The sequence below is a fragment of the Terasakiella sediminum genome (genome assembly GCF_033100395.1).
Taxonomy (GTDB): domain Bacteria; phylum Pseudomonadota; class Alphaproteobacteria; order Rhodospirillales; family Terasakiellaceae; genus Terasakiella.
Genome location: NZ_JAWLVJ010000035.1, coordinates 1 through 26,914 on the forward strand (window position 1 = coordinate 1; position 26,914 = coordinate 26,914).

Sequence of the window (26,914 nt, forward strand, 5' to 3'; positions counted from 1 at the left end):
AAACGCGTCTGATTTTTTGAGATTCATAAGTTCCTCCTGTTGATCTCAGTCTAACAGAAAGTATCCTCTATTTTATAGGGACGGGACCAGGAAGCCGCCTATCAGTTGGGTGTAGGTAAAACTTTTCTCTATAAACTAATCGGTAAGGGCAAATTACGTACCGTAAAGTGCGGGCGACGCACGCTAATACTACGGGAGGACCTGCATGCGCTAATTAACAACCTAAAAAATGGAGGTAATGTATAATGCTAACCACATACACACCTTCATACCAGCCCACCTATTACTACCGTTTTAACCCTTATTCTGTGCCGTTACCTGCAAATGCAGCATCGGTTTATAAAAGATTTGCTGTGCGGTTTTATGCACTACAGAACTTGGAAAAGATTGTGATGCGCATTTTGCCAGGTGGTTATCGAATTGGAGACTTGTATTATGTGGAAGGAGGCATTATTGCGCTTAACTTCACATTCTCTCCATGCGGGGGACATTATATGGAGCCTGGTGAGTGGATGTCTATGAATGGAAACTATGGCGAAGAGATAATCTCGCTCTATGCCGTCGTACACTACAAAGACTACGAGACTGCTACCACCGAGCTTTTTAATGCTCTTGTGGACACTAATCCAAATGAGCAAATTCGTGTAACAAGTGGATTTCAACAGGAGTTGTATCCTCTTCACAATCAATCTGGCAATGTACCATTTTATGGCTGGCCTCACCAGAATGACTATCGCGTTATCAACAATCGAGATGGAAATCCAATTGCAACAGTTACGTGGTTACATACCTCAAACGGTGAAATTGCTGAGATGTATCTGACTCTTTTGAAAGACAAAAATGGACCCAGTACTTTTTGGGCCCCGTTGTTTCTTAAAGAACCGATTTTCTATAACCGCGATATTATGGAAAAGTATACAAAGGCGGCTGTTTGGATTTCAGGAAAAGTGTTTGTAGCTGTTGAGAGAGAGCGTCGCTATCTAGATTGGATTCATACAGCCTTACCTGAAGGTCCCTCAGACCTTCTCCGGGCTGAAATCAGCTTTCTACAAGGTCGTGAAATCCGAATGGAACTGGATCATGCAGGGCTTGAGAATGTGCTGAAAATTCACAAGGTTTTGAGTGAAGAACATAATTGTTCCGTAACCTACACATTTGAAAATTCAGGAGTGCATGATTTTGAAGGCATTTGTAAGGTTGCTTCAAGTCGTAATGTTTTGGTGAAGGGGTTGAGGGCTGAGCAGGATAAAGCTTCTGAACAGAAAGTTCTGATCTCCAGGCCAGGGGACCAAATCCATGGCTCTGATATTGATCGAAAGATGCTTCTCAATCCGTTCATGAAAGAGGGGTACCTGGTTTGGCTCTACGCTCCTGAGAAATCAGGAAAATCGTGGCTCGCGGCCTCCATTGCACATGTCGTTGCAACCGGCAAAGGTTCAATTGGTAACTGGTCTCCAGAACAAGAAACAGGAGTACTGCTTGTCGATGGTGAAATGTTGCCGGATGAGCTTGATAATATCATTGCTCAAACCATTCGTGGAAGTGGAACCGAGTATAGAGGACCAAGCTTTTCAGTTCTCTGTGCCAAATCTCAACCCGCTGGGGTAATTAACCTTACCGATGAGTTTTGGCAGAATGAGGTCGAAAAATGCCTTAAAGGCAAAAAACTGTTAATTTTGGATAACCTCCAATCTCTAACTCCAGACGGAGGTGCCCGAATTGAAGCGTTGCAGCCATGGTTTCGCCGCATAACGCAAAAAGGTATTGCTATTTTGATTTTGGATCACAGTAACGCTGAAGGAGAACTTCAGGGCTCAATTGCTAAGAAGAGGGTTGCCAATGTGGTTATCTCCATGGCCCCTAAAAATGGCGGAGCTCAGAGGGACGGTCAGGTTACAATTAAATATGACCGAACCCGGAGCAAAAATGCGGAGCCCTTCGTCCTTAAAAGGGTGCATGGCGAAGGGACGGTTCATTACGAGCTCTGTCATGACTCTAAAACCGAAGAGGCTGAGGAGATTGATCCACGGATTAGGAAAATGGCTCTTGTTTTCTTTGCGAAAAATGACTGCGGAATGGCTTATGCCAAAATAGAGGAGCAATACGGCATTCCAAGTTCTACAGCACAAAACCTGTTTAAAGCTTCAGAGAGTTTGACAGGGGCTGGTCTGGTAATGTTTAAGCGAGAATTGGAGCGCTTACGGTCTTCAAATCAGTAAAAACTAGCAGTTTTTCTGCATCCGAATTGTCCGGAGCGAATAACATCGCTCCGGATATATTTTTTTATGTTTTATTACTGTTTTCAATGTGTTGTGCTAATGTTGTCCGATATCCGGCTGTCCGAAGGGGGCTTGAAATCAAGTGGTTTCCGCCCTTTCAGTGGCACAATACCCCGCCCATTCATCCATCAAGCTTTTCCGTTTTTCATATAAGTCGCCCCGGCGATAGGCTGCCTCGACTTTGCTTTCAATTGTGTGTGCCAGCGCCATTTCTGCAACTTCTCTGGGGAAGGCGGTTTGTTCTGCGGCCCAATCTCTGAAAGTTGAACGGAAACCATGTACCGTAATGTCTGTACGTTTCATGCGACGCAGTACAGTGAGCATCGCCATGTTGGAAAGGGGGCGGTTTGTGGAATTCCCTGGAAAGACGAAATCATTGAGCTTATTGGCAGACATGTTCTGTAGGATTTTGAGTGCCGTATCAGAAAGTGGAACGCGATGCTCTCTACCTGCTTTCATTCTTTCTGCCGGGATCGTCCAAATTTTATTTTCCAAATCAATTTCTGACCACATAGCCTCAATCACTTCACCCGTGCGTGCGGCTGTCAGGATTGCAAATTCCAGCGCGCGTGCGCTGGTGCCTTTCTGTTTATTCAAGGCGGTCATGAATTCGCTGATCTGATCATAAGGTAATGCTGAGTGATGCTTTTCTTTCTGCAGTTTGCTTTTAGACGGCAGAAGGTGGTCTAAATGCCCCTTCCAGCGCGCTGGATTTTCGCCTGTGCGATACTTGCGCACTGTAGCCCAGTCTAGAATTGACTCTATTCGACCGCGTACACGGCTGGCCGTTTCTGTCTTAGTAGCCCAGATGGGTTCAATGACTTTCATTACAAGCCCGGTATCGACTTCTGCAATGGGTAGTGTTCCAATGACCGGATAGGCATAGGTTTTTAGTGTGGATGTCCATTGGGCGATGTGTTTGGCATTTTTCCAGCTTGGTTCATGCGTCTTGATATAGGTTTCTGCACATTCTTTAAACGTAATTGCTTTAACGGCCTCCGCTTGCGCGGAGAGCCGTTCTGCTTTTCGTTTCTCAATTGGATCAATTCCTTGGCGTACAAGCTGGCGGCAACGCAAGGCTTCATCTCTTGCTTCTGCCAAACTGATGGTGTGAACAGCGCCTAAGCCCATATCCCGGCGTTTCCCGGCAATCATGAAGCGGTAAATCCAAGTTTTTGCACCTGAATTAGTGACTTGCAGGTATAATCCGCCCCCATCGGCAAAAAGGCCGGGGGTTGATTTATTCCGTACCGCAACTGCAGAAAGCTTATTTAATTCTCTAGCCATCTGAATGACTCGCATAATTACCCATCAACCTACCCATCATACCAAAGTGGATTGAGATGAACAATGACGATCTTCAGGAAACGTCTATGGAAACAAAGCTAAGGTAAATAAAGGGGTTTTAAGCGTTAGATAATAAAAAACCCCGCCGGAGCGGGGCTTTAATGGCGGACAGAGAGGGATTCGAACCCTCGATGAGCGATTAACCCATACCCGCGTTCCAGGCGAGCGCCTTCAGCCACTCGGCCATCTGTCCACGATATCTTTTGATAAAACTGCACGAAACGTTTGTGCAGAGTCGCTGGAACGGGGCGCAAACTAGCGAAGTCCGAATGCGCCCGCAACTGTTTTTTTGCATTTGGGTGCTTTTCTTTTGCCCGATGATGGGCATGACAAGACTTATGTGCGATTTTTTGCTATAATATGGGATAAACCAAATTCCTTCTTTTGATCAATTCAAACAGGGGAGAAAGACGATGACCATTGACGTTCAAGGTGTCATCCAGGCGCTGTCACGCGCTGTTGAGGTTTCACCATTAGATACCGATCAAACCCTTCATCCGGTGATTACATTGTCACGTGACTTGGGGACAGGGGGCGATGCCATTGCGACCATGCTGGCAGAACGGATGGGGCTGGAAATTTATGATGAAGATATCATGGATGCCATTTCTCAACGTTCTGATGTCAACAAATCCGTGCTGAAAAATCTGCATGAAAAGGTCAGCTCGGCCAGTGATTCCTGGCTTTATGCCATGGTCATGGGCAAAAATGTGTCGCGCGAAGAATATGTGCAGGCACTCGTAACTGTGATCCGGGCAATTTATCACAAAGGGGGGATCATAATGGGACGCGGTGCCCATGTGGTTTTGGCTGGCCGTGATGTCTTGCGTGTTCGACTGACGGGGTCGCGCGAAGCGTGTGCCAAACGTGTTGCGCACCGGGAGCATCTGACATTGACAGAAGCCAAGAAGAAATGCGCTGAAATCAATAAAGAGCGCGGGCAGTTTGTCTGGGCGATGTTTAAATCACGGCTTAATGATCCGACCAATTTTGATCTGACCATCAATACCGATCATTTCGCCCACTACGAGCAGATCGTGGAAACCATCATGCGGGCTATGGAAATGATGGGCTATAGCAAACGGCGCACCGGCACCAGTAATCGCTAGGGAGAATGCGAGAAAAAACGACAAAGCTGTGCCTCGCCCCTTTACATTAAGGGGCGGGCATGGCAAAGCTGTGTCTGTTTTTCCATAAGGATGCGGATATCCCCCCAATATGATGTATGTGTTGATCGCGATCGGTTTTGTCCTGCTGCTGGGCGGTGCGGAATTTCTGGTAAAAGGCGCGGTGGGTCTGGCTCGACGTTTTGGCGTCTCCCCGCTGGTGATCGGCATGACGATTGTGGCGCTGGGCACGTCTGCTCCTGAATTTGTCGTCAGCCTTGATGCCGCCCTTGAAGGGGCGGCGGGGATTGCGACAGGCAATATTATTGGCTCCAATATCGCCAATATCTTGCTGATCCTGGGGGTTACGGCCCTGATCAAACCGATTTTGAGCGAGCCGCGTGATATTTTTCGCGATGGAATTGTGCTGTTGATCTGCAGTCTCGTCTTTACCGTGCTCTGTTCCTTCGGTGTGCTGGATCGCACGGCTGGTATCATCCTGTTTGGCATGTTCGTCGCCTTCCTTGGGTATTCATCCTGGCGCGAAGCCCATGGGGATGATCGGGAAATTGCCGAACATCATGAACATGACGCTGACGAGATCGAAGCACCGGACAATCCATTGTTGTTGGTCGTTATGACCGTCGGCGGGATTGCTGCTGTGATTTATGGGGCAGAACTGCTAGTCTCTGGCGGCACAGAAGTGGCGCGTCTTTATGGGATTTCAGAAGAAGTCATTGGCCTGACCATGATCGCAATCGGCACGAGCCTGCCGGAACTGGCGGCTTCGGGCATGGCGGCCCTTCGGGGGCACACCGATGTAGCGCTGGGCAATGTGATTGGGTCCAACCTGTTTAATATCCTGGGTGTGCTGGGCGCTGTTGCCATCATTCAACCGCTGCCTGTTGCACAACAACTGCTGGATTTCGATCTCTGGGTCATGATGGGCGCAACCATTCTGTTGGTGCCGTTTATGTTGACCAAACTGAATTTGACGCGGCGCTATGGCTTTGTCTTTACGTTGGCTTATGTTGCCTATATTGCGTCACAGGCTTATGGTGTAGAAAACCTGCTGATGCAGTTTTCTTAAAAATAGCTAAGGTCTTTTGGATGAAAGTTGCCCTGATTACAGGGGCCGCCCAACGCATTGGGGCCCATATTGCAACCCGCCTGGCCGAGGCCGGATGGGCGGTTGCGATACATTATCATGGTTCCAGCCGACGTGCCGAAGTGCTGGCCGAAGATATCCGCAGCCGTGGTGGGGTGGCTGAAATCTTTGGTGCTGACTTTCTTCATGAAAAAGATGTGGAAGGGCTGATCAAAGCTGTTGCACGCAAAATGGGGCCTGTGACGTGTTTGATCAACAATGCTTCTGTCTTTGAAAATGATACAGCGCTGACGGCGAGCAAGGAAAGCTGGGACCTTCATATGGCGGTGAACCTGCGCGCACCTTTTGTTTTGTGTCAGGCCTTTGCCAAGGCCCTGGACGGGGATGAAGGCTGCATCATTAATATGGTGGACCAACGGGTGTGGAATTTAAATCCGCATTTCACCAGTTATACGGTCTCCAAATCCGCACTTTGGACGTTGACACAGACATTGGCGCTGGCATTTTCGCCAAATATTCGGGTAAATGGCATTGGTCCGGGGCCGACCTTAAAAAATATTCGTCAATCAGATGAAGACTTTAAGGCCCAATATGAGGCCGTGGCCCTAAAAAAGCCAACCGATCTTGTGGATATTTCCAACGCTGTGTTGTATATCCTAGGCGCAAATTCCATGACAGGGCAAATGATTGCGCTGGATGGTGGTGAACATTTGGGCTGGGCCCAAGGGGATAATCATACGCCCCCTAATGAATAGGAAACACTGATGACTGGTTACAATGCAGACAACGTCCAACCGCTTCGTATCGCCGATGCAAAGGCATCCGTGCGTCATGTCTTTATTCGTGATCTGGTGTTGCTTTGTTCCATCGGTGTTTATGACCATGAACATGAAGCCCCGCAGCGTATCCGCGTCAATCTGGATCTGACGGTCAGCGAAAGCCACCATAACGACAATATCGATCATGTCGTCTGTTACGAGCAAGTTTCTAACAAGGTGCGTGACATTGTTGCAGGCGATCACACCAACTTGTGTGAAACGCTGGCTGAAAAAATTGCGGCCAGCTGTCTGGAAGATATTCGCGTTCAGTGCGCACGCATCCGTGTGGAAAAACTGGATGTGTTTGAGGACATAGCCAGCGTAGGTGTAGAGATCGAACGCTTCAACACAGACGTGTAAACTATTGGCTTTTCAGGCCGGAATCAGGACCATGGGTTGAAGCCCTCAAAAGAATCGATTTTTGCGAATCCTAGAGAATCCGTCAGAGGGTCCCCTGCAAAGTTTTGCACATCCTGTAAAGAGGAAAAATTCATTTCATTTTCGTTAAGAAGAGATGACAGGAATGAATCTGCGAAAAGAATGCGCATGAAAAATCATTTAAAAACAATAGCTTAATTGATTGATTAAAAAATAGGCAATCAGAGGGAAGTGGCGGTTTTACTGGCCTTGGACTACATCTCCAACAATAACCCACAAACTTATCCACAGGCTTCGTGGATTAAAAATTCGACCCGCAGAACCTCTAGGATTCTCACTCGAAACTGTTAAAATCCCATTTGTGATGAAGGTGCAAAAAAATATTTTTCAGGATGGAAATTCACGGTGACTGACATTTGGATTTTTGGATATGGATCACTGATGTGGTCACCGGGCTTTGATGTTCTGGAAAATCAAAAGGCACAACTTGATGGGTATCATCGCGACCTCTGTATTCTGTCCTATGTGTTTCGGGGTACGCCCGAGGTCCCCGGTCTGGTCATGGGCTTAAATCCGGGGGGGACCTGTCAGGGGGTGGCCCTTTGCATTGCAGCGGACCAAAAAGACGCGGTGATGGACTATCTCCATGCCCGTGAAATGATCAATAACATCTACACGCCCACCTGGGTGGATGTAACCTTGGCCGATGGACGTGTTGTTTCGGCCTATACCTTTGTCGCTTTACTGGATCATGATCAGTATGTGGGGGATTGCAGTCTGGATGAAAAGGTCGCTTATGTCCTGCAAGGGGTCGGATCGGGCGGCACGTCGGTTGAATATCTGGAGAATACCTGTCGCCATTTACGCGAATTATCCATCACCGATGAAGGGCTGGAAGAGATTTTGAAGCGCGTGCAGGCTCAAAACATGCAAAAAACCTGAAAAAATCAGGAAAACTGCGCTTTTTCGAATTGACAGGGGCAGGCTGTATCTTGATACTCGTCCGCTTTCCCAAATGGGAAAATTTGTGTAATCAAATTGTGTGGTAAAGGAAAGACCATGACCCATTCTGTCATGAAAACCTATGCCCCGGCTGATGTCGTTTTCGATAAAGGCGAGGGGGTATACCTGATCGCTGAGGACGGTAAACGCTTTCTCGATTTTGGTGCTGGTGTGGCTGTAACCTGTTTAGGGCACGCGCATCCTCATCTGGTATCTGCTTTGACCGAGCAAGCGCAAAAACTGTGGCATTGTTCCAATCTCTATAAAATCAAGGGACAGGAACGGTTTGCACGACGATTGGCGGACCACACATTTGCAGACGTGGCTTTTTCCTGTAATTCAGGTGCGGAAGCCAATGAATGCGCGATCAAGATCGCGCGGAAGTATTTTGCCGCAAAGGGCAGTTCCAGAAATCGTATCCTGACCTTTGAAGGCGCGTTTCATGGTCGGACCATGGCGACGCTGTCTGCAGGCAAGCAGGCTAAACATTGTGAAGGCTTTGGCCCGTTGCTGGATGGTTTTGATCAGGTTGCACTGAACGATCTGGACGCAGCAGCGGCTGCGATCACCGATCAGACGGCGGCTGTGCTGGTGGAACCCATTCAGGGTGAAGGCGGTATGCGCCCGGCGGATATTCAATTCCTTCAGGGCTTGCGTAAACTCTGTGACGATCACGGTATTTTGTTGATGCTGGATGAAGTCCAGACGGGTGTGGGCCGGACTGGTAAATTGTTTGCTCATGAATGGGCAGGCATTACACCTGATGTGATGGCGATTGCCAAAGGCATTGGAGGTGGCTTCCCGGTTGGGGCCTGTCTGGCAACAAACGAAGCAGCCAGCGGTATGGCGCCGGGGTCTCATGGATCGACTTACGGCGGCAATCCGCTTGCCATGGCTGCAGCCAATGCGGTTTTGGATGTTATTCTGGAAGTTGGCTTTCTGGAGCAGGTCACCAAAATGGGCGAACTGTTGAAATCACGTTTGGAAGATGTGGTTGCAGAATACCCTGATGTGGTGACAGGCGTGCGTGGACGTGGCCTGATGCTGGCACTGGAATGTAAAGTCACAAATATGGATCTGGTTGGTCAATGCTTTAATAACGGCTTGCTTGCTATTCCGGCAGGCGACAACGTTATGCGCATGTTGCCGCCGCTGGTGGTCCATGAAGAACATATCGAAGCAGCGATTGCGATTTTAAAGCGGTCCTGTTCAGAACTTTCGGGATAAGAGATTATGAAACCGAAGCATTTTTTGGATTTGCATCTGTTTGAAACAGATGAATTGCGTCACATTCTGGATATCGCGACAGGTTATAAGCGCGGAATGAATGTGGCAGGTGGTACTGCTCCGCTGGCAGGTAAAACACTGGCGATGATTTTTGAAAAACCATCGACCCGTACGCGGGTGTCCTTCGAAGTGGGCATGGTGCAACTGGGCGGTCATCCGTTGGTGATCCAGGGCGATAGCTCTCAACTGGGGCGCGGGGAAACGATTGCGGATACCGCACGCGTCCTTTCGCGCATGGTTGATGGCGTTATGTTGCGCACAGACGCCCATGACAAGCTGATGGAAATGGCGGAATATTGCACCATTCCGGTGATTAATGCGCTGACCGATGACAGTCATCCGTGCCAGTTGATGGCCGATATCATGACCATCGAAGAACATCGCGGACCGATTGCAGGCAAAGTTGTGACCTGGGTCGGGGATGGCAACAATATGACCAACAGTTATATCCACGCCGCAACGCGTTTCGGATTTGAATTGCGCCTGTCCTGTCCGGATGAGCTGATGGTTGATAGCGAGATCCTCGATTGGGCAGCCAATGAAGGTGGCAATATCTCTATCGTGAAAGACCCGAAACAGGCCGCCAGTGGCGCAGACGTTATGGTCACTGATACCTGGGTGTCCATGGGTGATGACGATTATGATCGCCGCATTGAATTGCTGACACCTTATCAGGTGAATGAAGGTCTGATGTCCAATTGTGCCAATGATGCCTTGTTCCTGCACTGCCTGCCCGCACACCGCGGTGAGGAAGTGACTGATGCTGTTATGGACGGGCCGAATTCGGTCGTCTGGGATGAAGCAGAAAACCGCCTTCATGCACAAAAAGGCGTTATGGTCTGGTCAATGATGTAATCAGCGACTATATACAGGAAAATTTTAAAGTTATCTGAGCCTCTGTCCCTGTTGATGGAGGCTCAGCGTCGTTAAGTGGATTGATGTTATGACAAAGCAGTTGTTGGAAGATCGTGTTCTTCCGTTTCAAGTTGATGGACTGGATGTGCGCGGACGTGTGATCCGTCTGGGAAAATCGGTTGAAACCATTTTGGAAGCTCATAAATACCCGAAACCCATCGCAGATATTTTGTCCGAAGCTATGGGGCTGACTGTGGCATTGGCGTCTGGTCTGAAGTATGACGGTGTTTTCTCCCTACAAGCTATTTCAGAAGGCGATGATGCAGGGCCGATTACGGCGTTGGTCAGTGACATTACATCCGATGGGGGCTTGCGTGGTTATGCGGGCTTTGATGAAGAAAAGCTTGCAGCCCTTGGTGAGAATGCGGCTTCGGATGTTGAAACATTGCTGGGTTCCGGCCGTCTGGCCTTTACCGTTGATCAGGGCAAGCATATGCAGCCGTATCAGGGGATCACAGCGCTGACACCGGGTGCGTTTAGCGACTGCGTGCATAACTATTTCCTGGCTTCTGAACAACTGGACAGCGACTTCAAACTTGCTTACGGTGAAAACGGGATTTGCGTGGTGATGATCCAGCGTCTGCCCGATGAAGCTGATGACATTGATGCGGCTAAAGAAAAATGGAACCATGCCTGCATTATGCTGAAAAGCCTGACCGAAGCTGAGATGCTGGATGGCACACTGGGGCTTGCAGATATCCCTTATCGTCTGTTCCACGAAGATGGCGTGCGTGTTTATGAAACATCGACGGTTCATCAGGAATGTCGCTGTTCTGAAGAAAAGCTGGTCAACACGCTGAAAGGCATGCCGACACCGGAATTGAACGATATGATCGAAGAAGGCGGCACCACGGTGACCTGTCATTTCTGTTCCACCAACTACACGTTTAGTGCAGATCGATTGGCGGAACTGCGCGATGAAAAAGAAGCGGAAAAAGCGGTCAAACATTGACATCAGGCGTGATCTGCGCCTCAATCAGGCACATGTTGCTTAATGGAGGTAAAGATGAAACGCCTGATCGCTGGTTTGTTGGTTGTTGTTGGACTTGGGGCCTGTACGCCCAATAATCCCCCGGTGCAGATATTGCCGGAATTGAGTTATGTTCATCTGGAGCCTTTGATGCTGGATGTGGCGGTCATTGATGTGATTGATAAATCCAAGGCAACGACAGAAGGTAAAAATGTTGCTTATCGTTTCCCGACCTCACCCGAAAAAGCCATTCGCAATTGGGTGAATGACCGCCTTGTGGCGGCAGGCACATCGGGGTCTGCGCAGGTCACAATTCTGGAAGCAACCGCTATTGAGACTGAGCTGGAAAAGAAAACCGGCGTGACCGGATTGTTTACCAATGATCAGTCAGAACGTTACACCACAGCGGCCAATGTTCGCATTGATGTCTATGATCAAAATGGGAACAACGTGGCTTATTCTGCCGCGCAGACCAACCGCAACACAAGCTTGGCTGAAGATGCATCCTTGCTGGATCGGGAAAAGGCCTGGTTTGATCTGGTTGAAAAGATGATGCTGGATTTTAATAGCGCGATGGAAACCAACATTAAGAATCACCTGCCCCTGAAATAAGCGTCCCTTACCCGCGCCAGAACGTTGGCATAAACAACACCAGAATGGTGAACAATTCCAGGCGTCCGAGCAACATACCGGACGCCATCAGCCATTTGGCCCCATCCGGCAAGGTCTGGAAGTTTCCGCTTGGCCCGGCGATATCGCCAAGGGCAGGCCCAACGTTGGCAAGGGCTGTGGCCGCACTGGAAATGGCGGTGATGTAATCCAGCCCCATCATGCCCAAGGCCATGGCCAACAAGGCAAAACACACCCCGAAGATAAAGAAGAAACTGAGGACAGATGTCAGAACCTCTTCCGGGATCGGGCGGCGGTTATAATATGGAATAAAGACGCCGTGGGGTTCCAACAGACGTTTGATCTGTGTTTCTGCACCAGCATAAAGCACCTGGAAGCGGAAGATCTTGATCCCGCAGGTGGTGGAACCGGAACAGCCGCCAATAAACATGATAAAGAAGAAAATCGGCCAGGCAAAATGGCCCCAGAGCTGATAATCGGTCGTGGCATAGCCTGTGCCCGTGATGATGGACACTACATTAAAGGCGCCAAAACGCAAGGCCTGGATAGGGTCCAACCCTTTTTGTGCCCACAAGAACCCGGTTGCCAGCATCATCAGCAACAAGATGATGACCAGAAACCATTGCACCTGGCTATCCTGAAACAGTGCATAGAAATTTCCGCGCAAACAGCGCAAGTAAAGCATAAAGGGCAGGGAGCCTACGATCATGCCAAGCGTGATGATGGCATCAATGGTCCCGCTGTTAAAATGCCCCACTGATCCATCCGAGGTGGAAAAACCGCCCGTTGCGATGGTGGTCATGGAATGGGTGATGGCTTCAAATGCATCCATTCCCGCAAACCACAGGGCAAAGGCCCAAATGACGGTCAAGCCGACATAAATGGCTGAAATGCTGGCAGAAATTTGTGCGGCTTTGGGAAGCGCTTTGTCCGATGTTTCAAACGCTTCCACCTTAAAGAGCTGCATCCCCCCTACGTGAAGCATGGGCATGATGGCAACCGCCATCACAATGATCCCGATCCCGCCAAGCCATTGCAGCAAAGCGCGCCACAACAACAGGCCGGGTGGGGCATAATCCAGCCCGGTGATGACGGTGGATCCTGTAGTGGTGATGCCGGACATGGCTTCGAAAAACGCATCCGTGTAGGACATGTCCAGTTCACTAAAGGCAAAGGGGAGGGCGGCAAAGATGGTCATGATCAACCAGCTAAACGTCGCCATGATAAAGCCCTGGCGGATGGTGAAATACATCTTGTCCCGGCTGCGCCCGGCAAAGATCAGCGCCATCCCGACAAAGGTTGTTACGCCTGAGGACAGCATAAAGACCTGCCAATCCGGATTGCCTTCAGCCAAGTCAACAATCATCGGCACGATCATGCCAACCGCAAGGGTCATCAACAGCAAGCCAATGATGAAATATATGGGACGCAGATCAATTTTCATTTTAAGCCAAGGGACCTCAAGTTTTTGATTGAGGGGATTCTTGGCTTAAAAGCTAGGGAAAGTCTATGATTATTTTACGATCAAGGTGTAATCCGGTGTCGGGTTTAGCGGGCAGGAATAGTGATAGGTCCCGGGTTTCAGTTCCACCTCGTAATCCTTGGATACACCTGTGGTCAGGCCGCCGCCGGAAACACTGGTCTTGGTGATTTTATGGATCGGGTTTTTCCAGTTGTAGTCATGATCACGGATCCAGAAACCCAACTCGTAAGGTACATTTTCGTTCTTGACGCGGAAGATATATTTTCCGGGCGCGAGCGTCAGCGGTTCAGCAGACGCAAGGCGATCAGCCTTGGTTTTGGCATTAATCGTATTGCAGTCCTCGGCCTTGGTGGATTTATAGCCATGATCCGTGCCATTTTCAGATTCGACAAACTGACAGGGTGTCTGGGTCAGTTCAATCACCGGGACATCTTTGGCCTGGGCAGCAACGGAAAACAAAACAGCAGCGCTGAAAGCGGCAAAACGCAACATGGAAAACCTCGTGAATTAGAAAAATGATTTCCTGGATTGTGCCGGATTGGGATGATCAATTCAAAACACGTCTGCGTGATCGGTCAAATGAGAAAGATTTTCCAATCGCAGGCTGTTATGTTGATTTTATCGGCATGATACTTTTATATGCCTTAAATCTAATTTTTGAAGAGAGCCCCTGATTGATGGAATTGCTGCGATCTTTTTATCATGATAAAGCGCCCGGCCTGTTGGTTGCGGGTATGATCGCTGTGGCTTCGGTCTTTTTGTCCAGCCATTATGGCGGGCCGACCATGCTGTTTGCCCTGTTGCTCGGCATCGCGCTTAATTTTCTGTCGGACCATGAACGCTGTGTGGATGGGATTAATCTGGCGTCTAAAAATATCCTGCGCATCGGGGTGGCCATGCTGGGCTTTCGGATTTCCTTTGATGCGGTGATTGGCCTTGGCATCGGCCCCGTGGTTTTGGTCATCTGTTCGGTGATCGCGACGATTATCTTAGGCCTGATCCTGACCCGCGATACCGATGCCAGCAGTGCGTTTGGCTGTTTAAGTGGCGGATCGGTTGCGATTTGCGGGGCCTCTGCTGCTATGGCGTTGTCATCGGTCCTGCCGCAGAATGAAGATAATGAACGCAATACCATCTTTACCGTCATCACGGTGACCGCGCTTAGCACCATTGCAATGGTGTTCTATCCTATGATCGCTGCCTTGCTGGGATTGGATGAACAACAGACAGGGATTTTCTTGGGCGCAACCATCCATGATGTGGCACAAGTCGTGGGCGCAGGCTATGGCGTTTCCGATCAGGCTGGTGACATTTCCACCATCGTCAAGCTGCTGCGCGTTGCCATGCTTTTACCTGTTGTTTTGGTCGTCATGATGGTGGTGCGCATCAACAGCAAGAAAGCCCGAGGTGGGGCCGCGAAACTGCCCTTTCCGTGGTTTGTGCTGGGGTTTGTCGCGCTGGTGACCTTGAATAGCATGGTTGCGATTCCGGCTGAAATCTCAACTTTTTTTATCGATCTGTCACGCTGGTGCATTGTAGCGGCCGTCGCCGCCCTCGGGATGAAGACATCCTTTGGGGCGTTGGTGAAGGTGGGTTATTTCCCGGTCGCTGTTATTGTGGCCGAAACCGTCTTTCTTGCCTGCCTGTGTTTGGCCGCGATCTTTTTATTTGAAATGTAAGGCCTGATTATTTCAGGCTTTCCCCGGAATAAACGCCCCAGAATTCTGCCTTGCGCAGCCAGCCGAGATAGCCGTCTGCTTCGATTTTACACCAGGTGGTGCCACCCGGGCATTCCAGCAGGCGGGCGATGACACCTTCTTCAAGGCGGGCAGACGGATTGGCGGAGGTATCAGGTTGGCTGCGAAGCGTGCGCAGATCGCCCGTCACAATAATGCTGCGTTTACCCGATAGCATGCCCTGATGGACCCAGCCCTGTGTGCCCTGCCAGTCACGAATTTTGCGCCAGGTGTCATATTCCGCCACCACTTCTACAGGGAGGTGGCGTTTCTTGTATACCCATTCAACCGGGTAGCGAACACCGGGCCCGGCACGCAGGTTCACTTCGCCGGAACGAAGGGTGACAAAACGTGGTAACGGCAAACCTGATCCACTTCTGGCTTGGGCAACGGCTGTCGAAATCCCAAGCGTGATCAGGGAAATAAGCAGAAATGAGGCGATAAGACGTTTACTGGACATGGCAAAAATCGGATATTTCAAAAAAAAATGCGAAAACTTGTAAGTTCACTGTACCAATGAAATAGTTGACGTATTATAAACATCGGTAAATATTTTGCCTGATGCTCCTCAAAAAAGGGGCAAACTACAAAAAAAATCCCAAGGGAAGAATAAAATGGTCCAGAAAAAACCTGTTGTTGTTGTTACGCGCAAACTGCCAGATGCGGTTGAAACCCGCATGATGGAACTGTTTGATGCCCGTCTGAACGTTGATGACACGCCGATGAGCAAAGCTGAATTGGTCGAAGCGGTCAAAGAAGCTGATATTCTTGTGCCTACACTCACTGACCGCATTGATGCAGGTATTCTGGCGCAAGCCGGACCGAATCTGCGTCTGATCGCGAACTTCGGGACAGGGATTGACCATATCGATCTTAAATCGGCCCGTCAGCGCGGCATTACGGTTACGAACACCCCGGGTGTTCTGACAGAAGATACAGCCGACATGACCATGGCGCTGATCCTGTCTGTACCGCGTCGCCTAGTTGAAGGTGTACACCTGATCGAAGGTGATGAGTGGGAAGGTTGGGCACCGACTTCCATGCTGGGCCACCGTATCAACGGCAAACGCCTTGGGATCGTCGGTATGGGCCGCATTGGTCAGGCCGTGGCAAAACGCGCCGCTGCTTTCGGCATGTCCATCCACTATCACAACCAGCACCGTGTGCACCCGGATCTGGAAAATGAGTTGCAGGCAACTTACTGGGAAAGCCTGGATCAGATGATGGCGCGTATGGACGTGATCTCTGTAAACTGCCCGCACACACCGGCAACATACCACCTGCTGTCTGCACGTCGTCTCAAGCTGCTGCAGAAACATGCTTACGTGATCAACACCGCGCGTGGCGAGATCGTGGACGAACCAGCTTTGATCCGTATGTTGGAAAAAGGCGAACTGGCAGGTGCCGGTCTGGACGTATTTGAAAATGAACCTGCGATCAATCCAAAACTGCGCAAGATGAAAAACGTTGTGCTGCTGCCACACATGGGCTCAGCTACCATCGAAGGCCGTCTGGATATGGGTGAAAAAGTTATCATTAACATGAAAACTTTCATCGATGGCCACACCCCACCAGATCGTGTGATCGACGCTTTCTACTAAGTTTAGATAAAGCTGCATTTAAAGGCCCTTCTATCATGGAGGGCTTTTTTCTTTGTAAAACCTAGGGGTGCATTTATGATGGTATGACCTTTTTACATTGAGGTGGGCTTCTATGGATCATATTATTATTTTTGCTGCAGCGTCGGCTGGTATATCAGCCATTTGTTGGTTCTTTCAGGATTGGCTGAAGTACGATAAAAAGTTTTTTGAAGGTAGTGCGTTGTTCGGCTCGTCCGGGATTGCTCTTATCCTGGGGTTAGCGCAATGTAATATTTATTTTTACGGGCTTAGCTTTTTTCTGCTGGTTCTATGTTTTAAATCGCTTACGAAATGTTCAACCGCACTGATAAGACGGATTTTAATTGCAGGCACTGGTGTATTCGCGATTATCTGGGTCTTAATGTTGCAAGATGAGAATTCCGTGAAAATACTGGGAGACATCAAAAAACTTTTTGGTATTGAAAATTGATACGAAAACCGGAATAGCGTCTAATTGATAGAGCTCGTAGACGCTTTCTTTATTTCCTGAATGGTTTTATTGAGGAGTGGAACGAGCTTTTTTAAAACCGGATTGCGTTTGCTCAGTCCGATATAGATCGGTTGTTTCTGCACAAAATGGAAATTGATGTGATCTTTAAGATCCAGCAATTCTGCCTGATGCTGAGCGGTACTTTGATAGGTCAGGATGGCATCGAAGCGATCACTAACAAGCATTTTTAGACCGTTTTTAATGGTGGGAAATGTTTTATGCGGAATGCCTCGACCTGAGAGTTCCACCTCCAAACTGTCGCCGGAAACGGTGGCTACAGACAATTGGCTGCTGTCATCCACGGATTTGATGGTGCCCTGTGAAATCGATTTTTGGGTTACTAAAACGATCTTGCGGCTCATTAAAGAGTCGGTGATGAGAAAATGATCCTGCACCCAGCCAATGTTGGTCGCAAGGAGGGTCAAATCAGCCTTGCCAGATTCCACGCTATGCATGGCACGGCGCCAGGGCACCACAATATAGGTGGGCGATATATTGTTTTTGCTGAAAAGCACATTTAAATGATCGACGAAAACTCCATGAGGCTGTTTATTTTCATCAATGGAGATCAGTGGAGGCAGGTGCGGCAGGGCAATTGAAATGTTGGCACTGTGCGCAGGCAGTATGAAGCAGACGGTCAGGATTAATGAAATAACAAATGGCCATTTCATTTTGTGATCGCTTTCTGAGTGGGATTATAGGCACCTACGTTTATGATCATGCCTTTATAGCGGATCGAATAGGTTTTCTTCCAGGCAAGTTTTTGGGTTATAGGGTCATTGAAAATGTATTCTGTCCAGATGGTGTCCTGATTGGATAACCCTTGTGCAATATCGCGACAGGCATAACGGCCACTGGGGTTTTTAAGATTCCAGATGTTGCGCCCAACCAATTTGGGATTCAGCCCATGGGCAAGGAAGGTACAGTCCATGTCGTTAACAAAGACATAGAGGTCATTTTTGATAAAGTCGCTGGCGGGATTTTGGAAATCGTCAAATGCCTGTTCAGGGCCGATGGTTTGGATATGTGCAACAGCTTTTTCCGCCATGGATTTTGCATCATTCAGACTACCGCGTTCCTGACTTTTTGCGCTTGTTGAAAATACTAAAGTTAGTAATATTACAAGTATAGAGAGTTTGGGTTTGTTGGTCATTCTACTGCTTATCTTTTTCCTAACCGTCTCGTACTATAACACAATTAATGGATGAATTCGAGATTTAGGTATTGAAATAGCAGGAGTTAAATCCCCGCACCCGCTTCGATAATGCCGGTGAGATATTCAACCTTTTTTAGCAGGTCATGCAGGGGCTGGTCTTCATAGCCGTGGGCTTCCAGTTCGCGCACGCTGTTGATGAGATAATCCCGGTTCAGGCCTGCGTTACCTTCGGCTTCCATGATCAGGCTGGCAGCTTTGTCTAATCCCAGATCCCCGGCGTAAAGGGCGTGGTCTGGGTCAGCGACAAAGGTGTAGGCGTCAACCTGCGTTTCGCAATCAAGGGTCAGTGGATGGGTTTCCGCCTTATAGGCGTAGCCGCACAATTCGCGTTCGGTCAGATAAGCAATGACCGTGTCGCGATTTTCATCGGCCACCTGAAAAGCTACACCACGACACGAGGCATCACTTTTGGGATCTAGCCCTAAGACAAGGCCGGGGCTGGAAGGGGTGCCGCGATAATAGTGCGAATAAATGCAGAAAGAGCGTTCGAACCCGGCAAGCGTTGCAGGCTGGGCATCGATATAATCAAAGCCCGGACGCCACATCAGCGATCCATATCCAAAAACCCAAAATGCATTTTTCATTTGTAAAACCTTCCTTGGTGACGTCTTAATCCTGTCTGGGGGAAAGATCAAGAATAGAAAATTAGTTTCATTTGATACAGTTTGTGATATTTTACACTTCTTAAAATTTCGAGATGGTTTTTTCTGCTATCTTGTTATTTCCGGACCCCTCATCAAGAAAGTTATATAGAAATGAACACCTGCCTGTGGACGCCAAGCGCTGATCGTATTGCGGCTTCTCAAATCACTGCCTTTATCAAGAAAGTGAATGCGGAATTTGGACTGGATATCCAGGACTATGACGACTTGTATCAATTCTCCGTCGATGAACGCGAAAAATTCTGGGCCTGCTTTAAAGATTATGCCGGACTGAAGGCCCAGACCTGGGGGGACCGCGTTCTGGTCGATGGCGATAAAATGCCAGGGGCTCAGTTTTATCCGGATGCCCGTCTGAACTTTGCAGAAAATCTTCTGGCTAAAAATGATGACAGCGAAGCCCTTGTCTTTTGGGGGGAAGATAAGGTCAAAAGTTCGCTCTCCTGGAAAAGCCTGAATGAAGAAGTTTCCGTTCTGGCTCAGGCCCTGCGTGCCATGGGGATTGAAAAGGGGGACCGTATCTGTGCCCTGATGCCCAATATGTCCCAGACCATCATTGCTATGCTGGCGGCGACCTCCATCGGGGCTATCTGGTCATCGACGTCGCCTGATTTCGGGGTGAACGGGGTGCTGGACCGGTTTGGGCAAATTGAACCCAAGGTCTTTATCGCAGTGGAAGGCTATCACTATAACGGCAAGTCCCATGACTGCCTGGAAAAGATTGAGACCATCGTCAAACAGGTCCCGTCATTGGAAAAGACTGTGATTGTGCCTTATACGCGTGAGAATCCAGAAATTGATGCGATCCCGAATGCGATTTTGCTGGATGATTTTGTTGCCGCGTTTGATCCCAAAGAAATTGAATTTGAATATGTGGAATTTAACCATCCGCTTTACATCATGTTTTCGTCCGGCACGACCGGTAAACCAAAGTGTATCGTCCACGGCACGGGCGGCACACTCTTTAAACAGGTGAGTGAACACCTCTTCCACTGTGACAATGGGGAAAGCTCCCGCGTCTTTTACTTCACCACTTGCGGCTGGATGATGTGGAACTGGCTGGTGGCGGGGCTCGCCTGTAAGTCAACATTGCTGCTGTATGATGGCTCTCCTTTCTATCCATCAGGTAACATCTTGTTTGACTATGCTGACGCGGAAAAAATGACCATGTTTGGTACGTCCGCCAAATATATCGATGCGCTGAACAAGGCGGACCTGAAACCACGTGAAACACATGACCTGTCCAGCGTCCTCTCCATGACGTCAACGGGTTCGCCACTGGTGGCGGAATCTTTTGATTATGTCTATCGCGATATCAAGGAAGATATTCATCTGGCCTCCATTTCTGGCGGGACAGACATTCTGGGCTGTTTCGTCTTGGGCAATCCGACGGCCCCAGTTTATCGCGGGGAAATTCAATGTCGCGCCTTGGGCATGGCGGTTGAAACTTTTGATGACAAGGGCGAACCCATCCGGGGGGATAAGGGTGAGCTTGTTTGTACCAAAGCGTTTCCATCCATGCCTGTGATGTTCTGGAACGATCCGGATAATGCACGCTACAAAGCAGCTTATTTTGAAGAATATGACAATATCTGGTGCCATGGTGATTTCATCAGTATCGACAAGCAAACGGGTGGCATCGTGATCTATGGTCGATCTGATGCAACTCTGAACCCGGGCGGTGTGCGTATCGGGACGGCGGAGATTTATCGCCAGGTGGAAGCTTTGCCGGAAATTCAGGAAAGTATCGTCATTGGTCAAGATTGGAAAGATGATGTGCGTGTGGTTCTGTTTGTGGTCATGAAAGGGGATCATCAACTGGATGAAGATCTGATTAAAACCATTAAAACCAAGATTCGTACGGGATGTACCCCACGTCATGTGCCTGCCAAGGTCATTGCGGTGGCAGATATTCCGCGCACTAAGTCCGGCAAAATCACAGAACTGGCCGTTCGTGACGTGGTCCATGGCCGTGCGGTGAAGAATAAAACGGCCCTTGCTAACCCTGAAGCCCTTGACCTTTATGTGGGTATCGAGGCTTTAAATGCTGACTAACTCTTACGCCTAATTGTAGTATTACAAAACCTCACACGCTCCGGGTGAGTGTTGAAATATATTGAAACAAATTTCAACATATTTCTCATTCATTTGGGGGAGGGTTTAGAGGTATAGTTAATCTATAAGTTCCTAGCAAATAGGGATAAGGCGTTAACGAGATGGATACCGCAGTGGGCGAAGACCAAGGCGTCAAAACGGCAAATAAGACGGATATCTTCATTGTCTCTGGCAATGCAAAACACTTGCATGATGTCAGCACGGCACTGAAGTCGTTTTACATCGTCCATCCGTTCAATGATGTGGGCCAGTTGAGTGAGGCCTTAAGCGCTTTCCACCCCACAGCCATTATTATTGATGAAGATATCAGGCCGACTGGTGGGTTGGCGATTCTTCAACAATTGCGCCGCACACCCTCTTTAAGTCTCATCCCCGTTGTCTTTACTGCCAAGAAAAGCAGCCTTGAACAAATTCAGATGTCCAAGACCCTGCCTTTGGTGCGCACGCTGGTGAAGCCTTATCGCTTCAGTGCGTTGTTAAAAGCCATTTCCGATCAGGTAAACGCCCATGTGGAAGCCCAATGGGAAATGATGGAGCCGACGCAGAAAGCGGCGCTGGAAAATACGCTGTCGTCCTTTAACTCTGTGGCTGATCTGATCGCCGAAGGGAAAGAACTGCCCTATGATGAAATTCAGGACAGTTGTGAGCCTTTGGTTGAAGCGGTGCAAAGCGGGAATTTTAAAGACCTTTTGCAGGGGGTGAAGGGGCATGACAACTATTCCTATGTTCATTCCCTGCGCGTTGCGACTTTCCTGTCGTTGTTTGGCGATCATGTCGGTATTAAAGGCAATGACATGAGCATTCTTGCAACAGGCGGGGTGCTGCATGATGTGGGCAAGATGATGATCCCGCATCAGGTTTTGAATAAACCGGGGCGTCTGGATGATGACGAACTGGTGGTGATGCGTTCTCACGTCACGGAAACCATCGACTTTCTGGAAAATACGGTTGGCCTGCCGCGTGGGGTAACCATCATTGCGTCCCAGCATCATGAAAAGATTGATGGCACAGGCTATCCTTATGGCCTAAAGGGGAAAGAGCTGAACGAGCTCGCCCGCATGGCTGCCATCATTGATATCTTCAGTGCGTTGACGGATCGTCGTGTCTATAAAGACCCTATGTCCCCTGTCCAGGCCATGGATATTATGGAAGATATGGGACCCAGCCATCTGGATCAGCATTTCCTTTTGGCCTTTAAAGAATTGCTGCTGGATGCCACCAGTGAAAGCGGTATGCACTAAGCTTGAAATTCATGCCTTTTTGCAGATAATTTTTGCCTGTAATCAGGGGGTGAAATCAATCATTGCCCCGGCTTCGGACTCCTGCTATACGAAGGCCACTTTTTCCATATAGCAGGATGTTTGCCATGGCACGTCGTCGCCAGATTTATGAAGGCAAGGCTAAGGTTCTTTTTGAAGGACCGGAGCCCGGGACCATTGTTCAGTATTTTAAAGATGATGCGACTGCATTTAATGCAGAAAAGAAAGGCACCATCACAGGTAAAGGCGTGTTGAACAACCGCATTACCGAATATGTCTTCACCAAATTGGCCGATTTGGGTATCCCAACCCACTTCATCCGCCGCATCAATATGCGCGAGCAACTGTGCCGCCAATGTGAAATCGTGCCGCTGGAAGTGGTTGTGCGCAACATCGCGACCGGATCACTGACCAAGCGTCTGGGCATCAAAGACGGCACCCGCCTGCCGCGCTCCCTCGTTGAGTTCTATTATAAAGATGACGCCTTGGGTGATCCCATCGTTTCTGAAGAACATATCACGGCATTTGGCTGGGCCAATCCGATGGAACTGGAAGAAATGACCGGCATGGCGCTGCGTATCAATGACTTCCTGTCCGGCATGTTTGCTGCGATCGGTATTCAGCTGGTTGATTTCAAACTGGAATTTGGCCGCGTCTTTGATAAAGAAGAAATGCGCCTGGTTCTGGCTGATGAATTCAGCCCGGATAATTGCCGCCTCTGGGATGCTGAAACCGGCGAGAAAATGGATAAAGACCGATTCCGTCAGGATTTGGGCGGAGTCGGTGAAGCCTATGAGGAAGTGGCGCGCCGCCTTGGAATCGATATCGAAGGCGACAGTCCCGGTGACCACAAAGGCACGGAAACCGTACAGTAATTATTTTTAAAAAGGTCTCACCCGCAGTGAGGCCTTTTTCACGCTTTAACGTTTAAGTGAAGGAAGCGAACAGTGAAAGCTAAAGTCCACGTGACCCTTAAAAACGGCGTACTTGACCCACAAGGCAAGGCTGTTGAACATGCACTCGGTACCCTTGGTTTTGCAGGTGTCGGCGAAGTCCGCATCGGTAAATACATCGAATTGGAACTGACTGACGAAGCAGAAAAGTCCAAAGAGAACATCGAAAACATGTGTAAGAAGCTGCTGGCGAACACAGTGATCGAAAACTTCGACGTGGAAATCGTCGAGTAAGCCGAAACGTCATTCCCGCGAAAGCGGGAACCTAGGCCCAGTTTTTACTGGGTCCCCGCTTTTGCGGGGATGACAGATTTAAGGAGAGGTCTTTCCATGAAAGCCGCTGTAATCGTTTTTCCGGGTTCGAACTGTGACCGCGACATGCTGGTCGGTATCGAACATTCCTTGGGCCACAAGCCCGAGATGGTCTGGCATAAGGAAACGTCTTTGCCGGATGTTGATTTTATTGCTCTGCCGGGCGGGTTCTCTTACGGGGATGCCTTGCGTTGTGGTTCAATGTCAGCCCATTCACCGATCATGCGTGAAGTTGTGAAAAAAGCCAACCAGGGTGTGCGTGTTCTTGGTGTTTGTAATGGCTTTCAAATCCTGACAGAAGCAGGCCTTCTGCCAGGTGTGTTGATGCGCAATGCAAAACTGAAATTCATCTGTAAAGACGTTCATCTGAAAGTCGAAAATGCAGAGACAGAATTTACCAATAAATATAGCGCTGGTCAGGCCATCCGTATTCCGGTTGCTCACCACGATGGTAACTTCTTTGCAGCTGACGACGTCCTTGCTGGTATTGAAGACAAAGGTCAGGTGGCTTTTCGCTATTGTGATGAAGCGGGCAACGTTACGGATGAAGCGAATATCAATGGTTCTCGCAATAACATCGCGGGTATTTTCAATGAAAATAAAAACGTCCTTGGCATGATGCCTCACCCGGAGCGTTTTTGTGATAAAGCGCTTGGTGGTACAGACGGCAAGCCAATGTTTGACGCACTTGTGGAGGCGCTGTCATGAGTGAGATTACACCTGAAATCGTTGCAGAACACGGCCTGTCTGAGGACGAATGGAAGCTCTGCCTTGAGATCATGGGCCGTGAGCCTAACCTGAATGAGCTGGGCATTTTCTCTGTGATGTGGTCTGAACACTGTTCTTACAAATCGTCTAAAAAATGGCTGAAGACCCTTCCGACCGAAGCCCCATGGGTCATCTGTGGTCCGGGTGAGAACGCGGGCGTTATCGACATCGAAGATAACCAGGCCATCATCTTTAAAATGGAAAGCCACAACCACCCGTCTTACATCGAACCTTATCAGGGTGCGGCGACAGGTGTTGGCGGTATCCTGCGTGATGTTTTCACCATGGGTGCGCGTCCGATCTGTAACCTGAACGCGCTGCGTTTCGGTGATGTGGATCATGAAAAGACACGCCATCTGGTGTCCGGTGTTGTTTCCGGTATTTCTGGGTATGGTAACTGTGTAGGTGTCCCAACAGTGGCCGGGGAATGTGAATTCCATAGCTCTTACAACGGCAACAACCTGGTTAACGCCATGGCTGTTGGTCTGGCTGACAGCGACAATATCTTCTATTCAGCGGCTGCTGGTGTGGGCAACCCGGTTGTGTACTTCGGTTCCAAAACAGGTCGTGACGGTATCCACGGCGCGACCATGGCGTCGGCTGAATTCACTGAAGACAGCGAAGAAAAGCGTCCTACTGTACAAGTTGGTGACCCGTTCACCGAGAAACTTGTTATTGAAGCAACGCTTGAGCTGATGAAGACAGGGTCCATCGTTGCCATTCAGGATATGGGGGCTGCTGGCCTGACATCATCTTCTTTCGAAATGGCGTCCAAAGGCGGCGTTGGTGTGGAACTTGAACTTGATCAGGTCCCGATGCGTGAAGAAGGCATGACACCGTATGAGCTGATGCTGTCTGAATCACAGGAACGTATGCTTGTGATTCTGAAGCCAGGTATGGAAGCCGAAGCCAAAGCCATCATGGACAAATGGGACCTGGAATTTGCCGTCATCGGTAAACTGACGGATACAGGTAACATGGTTCTGAAATGGCACGGCGAAACCGTTGGTGATCTGCCCATTGATCCGCTGGCGCTCGCGTCCCCTGAATATGACCGTCCTTGGGTGAAAACAGAACGTCCGGCTGAACTGGCTGCAAGTGATGTGGACAGCAAGGTTGGCCGTATCGATGCGCTGAAAACACTGATTGCACATCCGAACATGGCGTCCAAACGCTGGATCTGGGAACAATATGACCATATGGTGATGGGCGATACTGTCGGCCGTCCCGGTGGGGATAGTGCGGTTGTTCGTGTGCATGAAACCAACAAAGGCATCGCGGTGACTTCTGATTGTTCCCCGCGTTACTGCTATCAGGACCCGCACGAAGGCGGCAAGCAGATCGTTGCGGAAACTTATCGTAACATCACAGCTGTTGGTGCCCAGCCATTGGCTGTGACCGACAACCTGAACTTCGGTAACCCGGAACGCCCAGAGATTATGGGTCAGATTGTGGGCTGTATCGAAGGGATCGGCGAAGCATGCCGTGCGCTGGATTATCCCATCGTTTCCGGTAACGTGTCTTTGTATAACGAAACCAACGGTCAGGGCATCCTGCCAACCCCAACATTGGGCGCGGTTGGTCTGATCAAGAATATCGATCAGGCAGCCACTGTTGCGTTCAAGAAAGATGATCAAGCAATCATCGTTCTGGGTGACACCAAAGGCTGGCTCGGCTCTTCCCGCTACCTCGAAGTGATTTGTGGTCGCGAAGAAGGGGCACCGCCTCTCGTTGATCTGACTGCAGAACTGAAAACAGGTAACTTCGTTCGCGAAGAAATCTTGGGCGGGCTGGATACATGTCACGATATTTCAGATGGCGGCCTTGCAATTGCGGTCACTGAAATGGCCATGGCAGGCAACATCGGTTGTTCTATCGACATCCCGGCTGACGTGGAAAGCACGGATGCATGGCTCTTCGGTGAAGATCAGGGCCGTTACATCGTGACAGTTGCTGCCGATCAAGCTGAGGCGTTTGTTGCCAAAGCAGGTGAAGCAGGCGTTGCTGCGGCCATCATCGGTAAAACAGGCGGTACGGACGTAACGCTTGGCGGTGAAGCTGTTGGCGTTGCCGAGCTTAAGTCTTTGCACGAAAACTGGATGCCAGACTATATGGCTGCTGGTGAGTAAGTTCCCAACAGTGTCCCGGCGCAGGTCGGGACCTCTTGGATACTGTCTCGTTCTATGTTGAAAAAGATTTCGGCCTTCGCTGGGAAACAGAAAAACCCTTTCCTGTTATTAGGATAGGGTTTTTTCGTAACTGTCACAAATTACCATAGATGAGCTTAAAGGAATGGCTCTTTTTTATAGACAGTGTTAGATTGTATATATGGGACGGTCTGTTAAGATATTTCTAGGTTCTGTTGACAAAGTGCTTTACCCAAACCCGAATTGATGTGACCTGAACGAAGCCGAGAAAGCTTAACATCGTTTTGTCATATCGG

General features: G+C 49.2%; 26 protein-coding genes, 1 tRNA gene and 1 pseudogene. 20 read left to right on the top strand and 8 right to left on the bottom strand.

Annotated elements, in window-relative coordinates; genetic code table 11:
* Positions 1-99: 99 nt before the first annotated feature.
* Positions 100-246: pseudogene (locus tag RYZ26_RS19975) on the top strand (helix-turn-helix domain-containing protein); the annotation flags it as partial.
* Complete coding sequence (locus tag RYZ26_RS18450) at positions 246-2,219, top strand: AAA family ATPase (RefSeq protein ID WP_317684728.1); 1,974 nt, start codon at positions 246-248, stop codon at positions 2,217-2,219. The pseudogene RYZ26_RS19975 and the gene RYZ26_RS18450, both read left to right, overlap by 1 nt.
* A 138-nt stretch (positions 2,220-2,357) precedes the next feature.
* Here RYZ26_RS18450 and RYZ26_RS18455 read toward each other — a convergent pair whose 3' ends face one another.
* Both RYZ26_RS18455 and RYZ26_RS18460 read right to left on the bottom strand, forming a co-directional pair.
* Positions 2,358-3,566, bottom strand: coding sequence for a tyrosine-type recombinase/integrase (locus RYZ26_RS18455; protein WP_317684729.1), 1,209 nt, complete (start codon positions 3,564-3,566; stop codon positions 2,358-2,360).
* A 162-nt stretch (positions 3,567-3,728) separates the two neighbouring features.
* Positions 3,729-3,819, bottom strand: a tRNA-Ser gene (locus tag RYZ26_RS18460).
* Between the two features lie 220 nt (positions 3,820-4,039).
* Here RYZ26_RS18460 and RYZ26_RS18465 point away from each other — a divergent pair.
* The 9 genes from RYZ26_RS18465 to RYZ26_RS18505 all read left to right on the top strand — a co-directional run bounded on the left by RYZ26_RS18465 (position 4,040) and on the right by RYZ26_RS18505 (position 11,822).
* Positions 4,040-4,735 (top strand): cytidylate kinase-like family protein, encoded by a 696-nt coding sequence (locus RYZ26_RS18465; RefSeq protein WP_317684730.1) that lies wholly within the window; start codon positions 4,040-4,042, stop codon positions 4,733-4,735.
* A gap of 109 nt (positions 4,736-4,844) precedes the next feature.
* Positions 4,845-5,822 (top strand): calcium/sodium antiporter, encoded by a 978-nt coding sequence (locus tag RYZ26_RS18470; RefSeq protein WP_317684731.1) that lies wholly within the window; start codon positions 4,845-4,847, stop codon positions 5,820-5,822.
* A gap of 20 nt (positions 5,823-5,842) precedes the next feature.
* On the top strand, positions 5,843-6,595 hold the full coding sequence (locus RYZ26_RS18475) for an SDR family oxidoreductase (protein ID WP_317684732.1): 753 nt from the start codon (positions 5,843-5,845) through the stop codon (positions 6,593-6,595).
* A gap of 9 nt (positions 6,596-6,604) precedes the next feature.
* Positions 6,605-7,018 carry a dihydroneopterin aldolase gene (gene folB / locus RYZ26_RS18480; RefSeq protein WP_317684733.1) on the top strand — a complete coding sequence of 138 codons (414 nt, stop codon included), beginning with the start codon at positions 6,605-6,607 and terminating at the stop codon, positions 7,016-7,018.
* A gap of 423 nt (positions 7,019-7,441) precedes the next feature.
* A complete protein-coding gene (locus RYZ26_RS18485) occupies positions 7,442-7,978 on the top strand; it encodes a gamma-glutamylcyclotransferase (RefSeq protein ID WP_317684734.1) in 537 nt (178 codons plus the stop codon).
* A gap of 117 nt (positions 7,979-8,095) precedes the next feature.
* Positions 8,096-9,265 (top strand): aspartate aminotransferase family protein, encoded by a 1,170-nt coding sequence (locus tag RYZ26_RS18490; RefSeq protein WP_317684735.1) that lies wholly within the window; start codon positions 8,096-8,098, stop codon positions 9,263-9,265.
* A 6-nt stretch (positions 9,266-9,271) separates the two neighbouring features.
* Positions 9,272-10,180, top strand: a complete 909-nt coding sequence (gene argF, locus RYZ26_RS18495; RefSeq protein ID WP_317684736.1) for an ornithine carbamoyltransferase — start codon at positions 9,272-9,274, stop codon at positions 10,178-10,180.
* Positions 10,181-10,268: 88 nt separating this feature from the next.
* On the top strand, positions 10,269-11,192 hold the full coding sequence (hslO, locus tag RYZ26_RS18500) for an Hsp33 family molecular chaperone HslO (protein ID WP_317684737.1): 924 nt from the start codon (positions 10,269-10,271) through the stop codon (positions 11,190-11,192).
* A gap of 54 nt (positions 11,193-11,246) precedes the next feature.
* On the top strand, positions 11,247-11,822 hold the full coding sequence (locus RYZ26_RS18505) for a hypothetical protein (RefSeq protein ID WP_317684738.1): 576 nt from the start codon (positions 11,247-11,249) through the stop codon (positions 11,820-11,822).
* Between the two features lie 7 nt (positions 11,823-11,829).
* On the opposite strand, the gene RYZ26_RS18510 is transcribed toward RYZ26_RS18505, so the two are convergent.
* Together RYZ26_RS18510 and RYZ26_RS18515 are read right to left on the bottom strand one after the other, a co-directional pair.
* Positions 11,830-13,284 (bottom strand): TrkH family potassium uptake protein, encoded by a 1,455-nt coding sequence (locus RYZ26_RS18510; RefSeq protein ID WP_317684739.1) that lies wholly within the window; start codon positions 13,282-13,284, stop codon positions 11,830-11,832.
* A 69-nt stretch (positions 13,285-13,353) separates the two neighbouring features.
* Positions 13,354-13,815: a hypothetical protein gene (locus RYZ26_RS18515; RefSeq protein WP_317684740.1), complete on the bottom strand. Its 462-nt coding sequence runs from the start codon at positions 13,813-13,815 to the stop codon at positions 13,354-13,356.
* Between the two features lie 185 nt (positions 13,816-14,000).
* Here RYZ26_RS18515 and RYZ26_RS18520 point away from each other — a divergent pair, with 185 nt between their 5' ends.
* Positions 14,001-15,002, top strand: a complete 1,002-nt coding sequence (locus RYZ26_RS18520; protein WP_317684741.1) for a YeiH family protein — start codon at positions 14,001-14,003, stop codon at positions 15,000-15,002.
* A gap of 7 nt (positions 15,003-15,009) precedes the next feature.
* Here RYZ26_RS18520 and RYZ26_RS18525 read toward each other — a convergent pair whose 3' ends face one another.
* Positions 15,010-15,519 carry an SH3 domain-containing protein gene (locus RYZ26_RS18525; protein ID WP_317684742.1) on the bottom strand — a complete coding sequence of 170 codons (510 nt, stop codon included), beginning with the start codon at positions 15,517-15,519 and terminating at the stop codon, positions 15,010-15,012.
* A 154-nt stretch (positions 15,520-15,673) separates the two neighbouring features.
* On the opposite strand from RYZ26_RS18525, the gene RYZ26_RS18530 reads away from it, so the two are divergent.
* Positions 15,674-16,660 carry a 2-hydroxyacid dehydrogenase gene (locus RYZ26_RS18530; protein ID WP_317684743.1) on the top strand — a complete coding sequence of 329 codons (987 nt, stop codon included), beginning with the start codon at positions 15,674-15,676 and terminating at the stop codon, positions 16,658-16,660.
* A gap of 112 nt (positions 16,661-16,772) precedes the next feature.
* On the top strand, positions 16,773-17,129 hold the full coding sequence (locus tag RYZ26_RS18535) for a hypothetical protein (protein ID WP_317684744.1): 357 nt from the start codon (positions 16,773-16,775) through the stop codon (positions 17,127-17,129).
* A 20-nt stretch (positions 17,130-17,149) separates the two neighbouring features.
* On the opposite strand, the gene RYZ26_RS18540 is transcribed toward RYZ26_RS18535, so the two are convergent.
* The 3 genes from RYZ26_RS18540 to RYZ26_RS18550 all read right to left on the bottom strand — a co-directional run bounded on the left by RYZ26_RS18540 (position 17,150) and on the right by RYZ26_RS18550 (position 18,989).
* Complete coding sequence (locus tag RYZ26_RS18540) at positions 17,150-17,860, bottom strand: substrate-binding periplasmic protein (protein WP_317684745.1); 711 nt, start codon at positions 17,858-17,860, stop codon at positions 17,150-17,152.
* Positions 17,857-18,342 (bottom strand): cache domain-containing protein, encoded by a 486-nt coding sequence (locus RYZ26_RS18545; RefSeq protein WP_317684746.1) that lies wholly within the window; start codon positions 18,340-18,342, stop codon positions 17,857-17,859. Before RYZ26_RS18545 ends, RYZ26_RS18540 begins: the two co-directional genes overlap by 4 nt.
* Positions 18,343-18,428: 86 nt before the next feature.
* Positions 18,429-18,989: a gamma-glutamylcyclotransferase gene (locus RYZ26_RS18550; RefSeq protein ID WP_317684747.1), complete on the bottom strand. Its 561-nt coding sequence runs from the start codon at positions 18,987-18,989 to the stop codon at positions 18,429-18,431.
* Between the two features lie 171 nt (positions 18,990-19,160).
* Between RYZ26_RS18550 and RYZ26_RS18555 the strand changes: the two genes are divergently transcribed.
* From RYZ26_RS18555 to purL, 6 genes are all read left to right on the top strand, one after another.
* Positions 19,161-21,119 (top strand): acetoacetate--CoA ligase, encoded by a 1,959-nt coding sequence (locus RYZ26_RS18555; protein WP_317684748.1) that lies wholly within the window; start codon positions 19,161-19,163, stop codon positions 21,117-21,119.
* Between the two features lie 161 nt (positions 21,120-21,280).
* Positions 21,281-22,420 (top strand): HD domain-containing phosphohydrolase, encoded by a 1,140-nt coding sequence (locus RYZ26_RS18560; RefSeq protein WP_317684749.1) that lies wholly within the window; start codon positions 21,281-21,283, stop codon positions 22,418-22,420.
* A 125-nt stretch (positions 22,421-22,545) separates the two neighbouring features.
* Positions 22,546-23,313, top strand: coding sequence for a phosphoribosylaminoimidazolesuccinocarboxamide synthase (gene purC, locus RYZ26_RS18565; RefSeq protein WP_317684750.1), 768 nt, complete (start codon positions 22,546-22,548; stop codon positions 23,311-23,313).
* Between the two features lie 72 nt (positions 23,314-23,385).
* Positions 23,386-23,625, top strand: a complete 240-nt coding sequence (gene purS, locus RYZ26_RS18570; RefSeq protein ID WP_317684751.1) for a phosphoribosylformylglycinamidine synthase subunit PurS — start codon at positions 23,386-23,388, stop codon at positions 23,623-23,625.
* Positions 23,626-23,721: 96 nt separating this feature from the next.
* Positions 23,722-24,411, top strand: coding sequence for a phosphoribosylformylglycinamidine synthase subunit PurQ (purQ, locus tag RYZ26_RS18575; RefSeq protein WP_317684752.1), 690 nt, complete (start codon positions 23,722-23,724; stop codon positions 24,409-24,411).
* Positions 24,408-26,600: a phosphoribosylformylglycinamidine synthase subunit PurL gene (gene purL / locus RYZ26_RS18580; protein ID WP_317684753.1), complete on the top strand. Its 2,193-nt coding sequence runs from the start codon at positions 24,408-24,410 to the stop codon at positions 26,598-26,600. The genes purQ and purL overlap by 4 nt, the downstream gene beginning before the upstream one ends.
* Positions 26,601-26,914 lie beyond the last annotated feature (314 nt).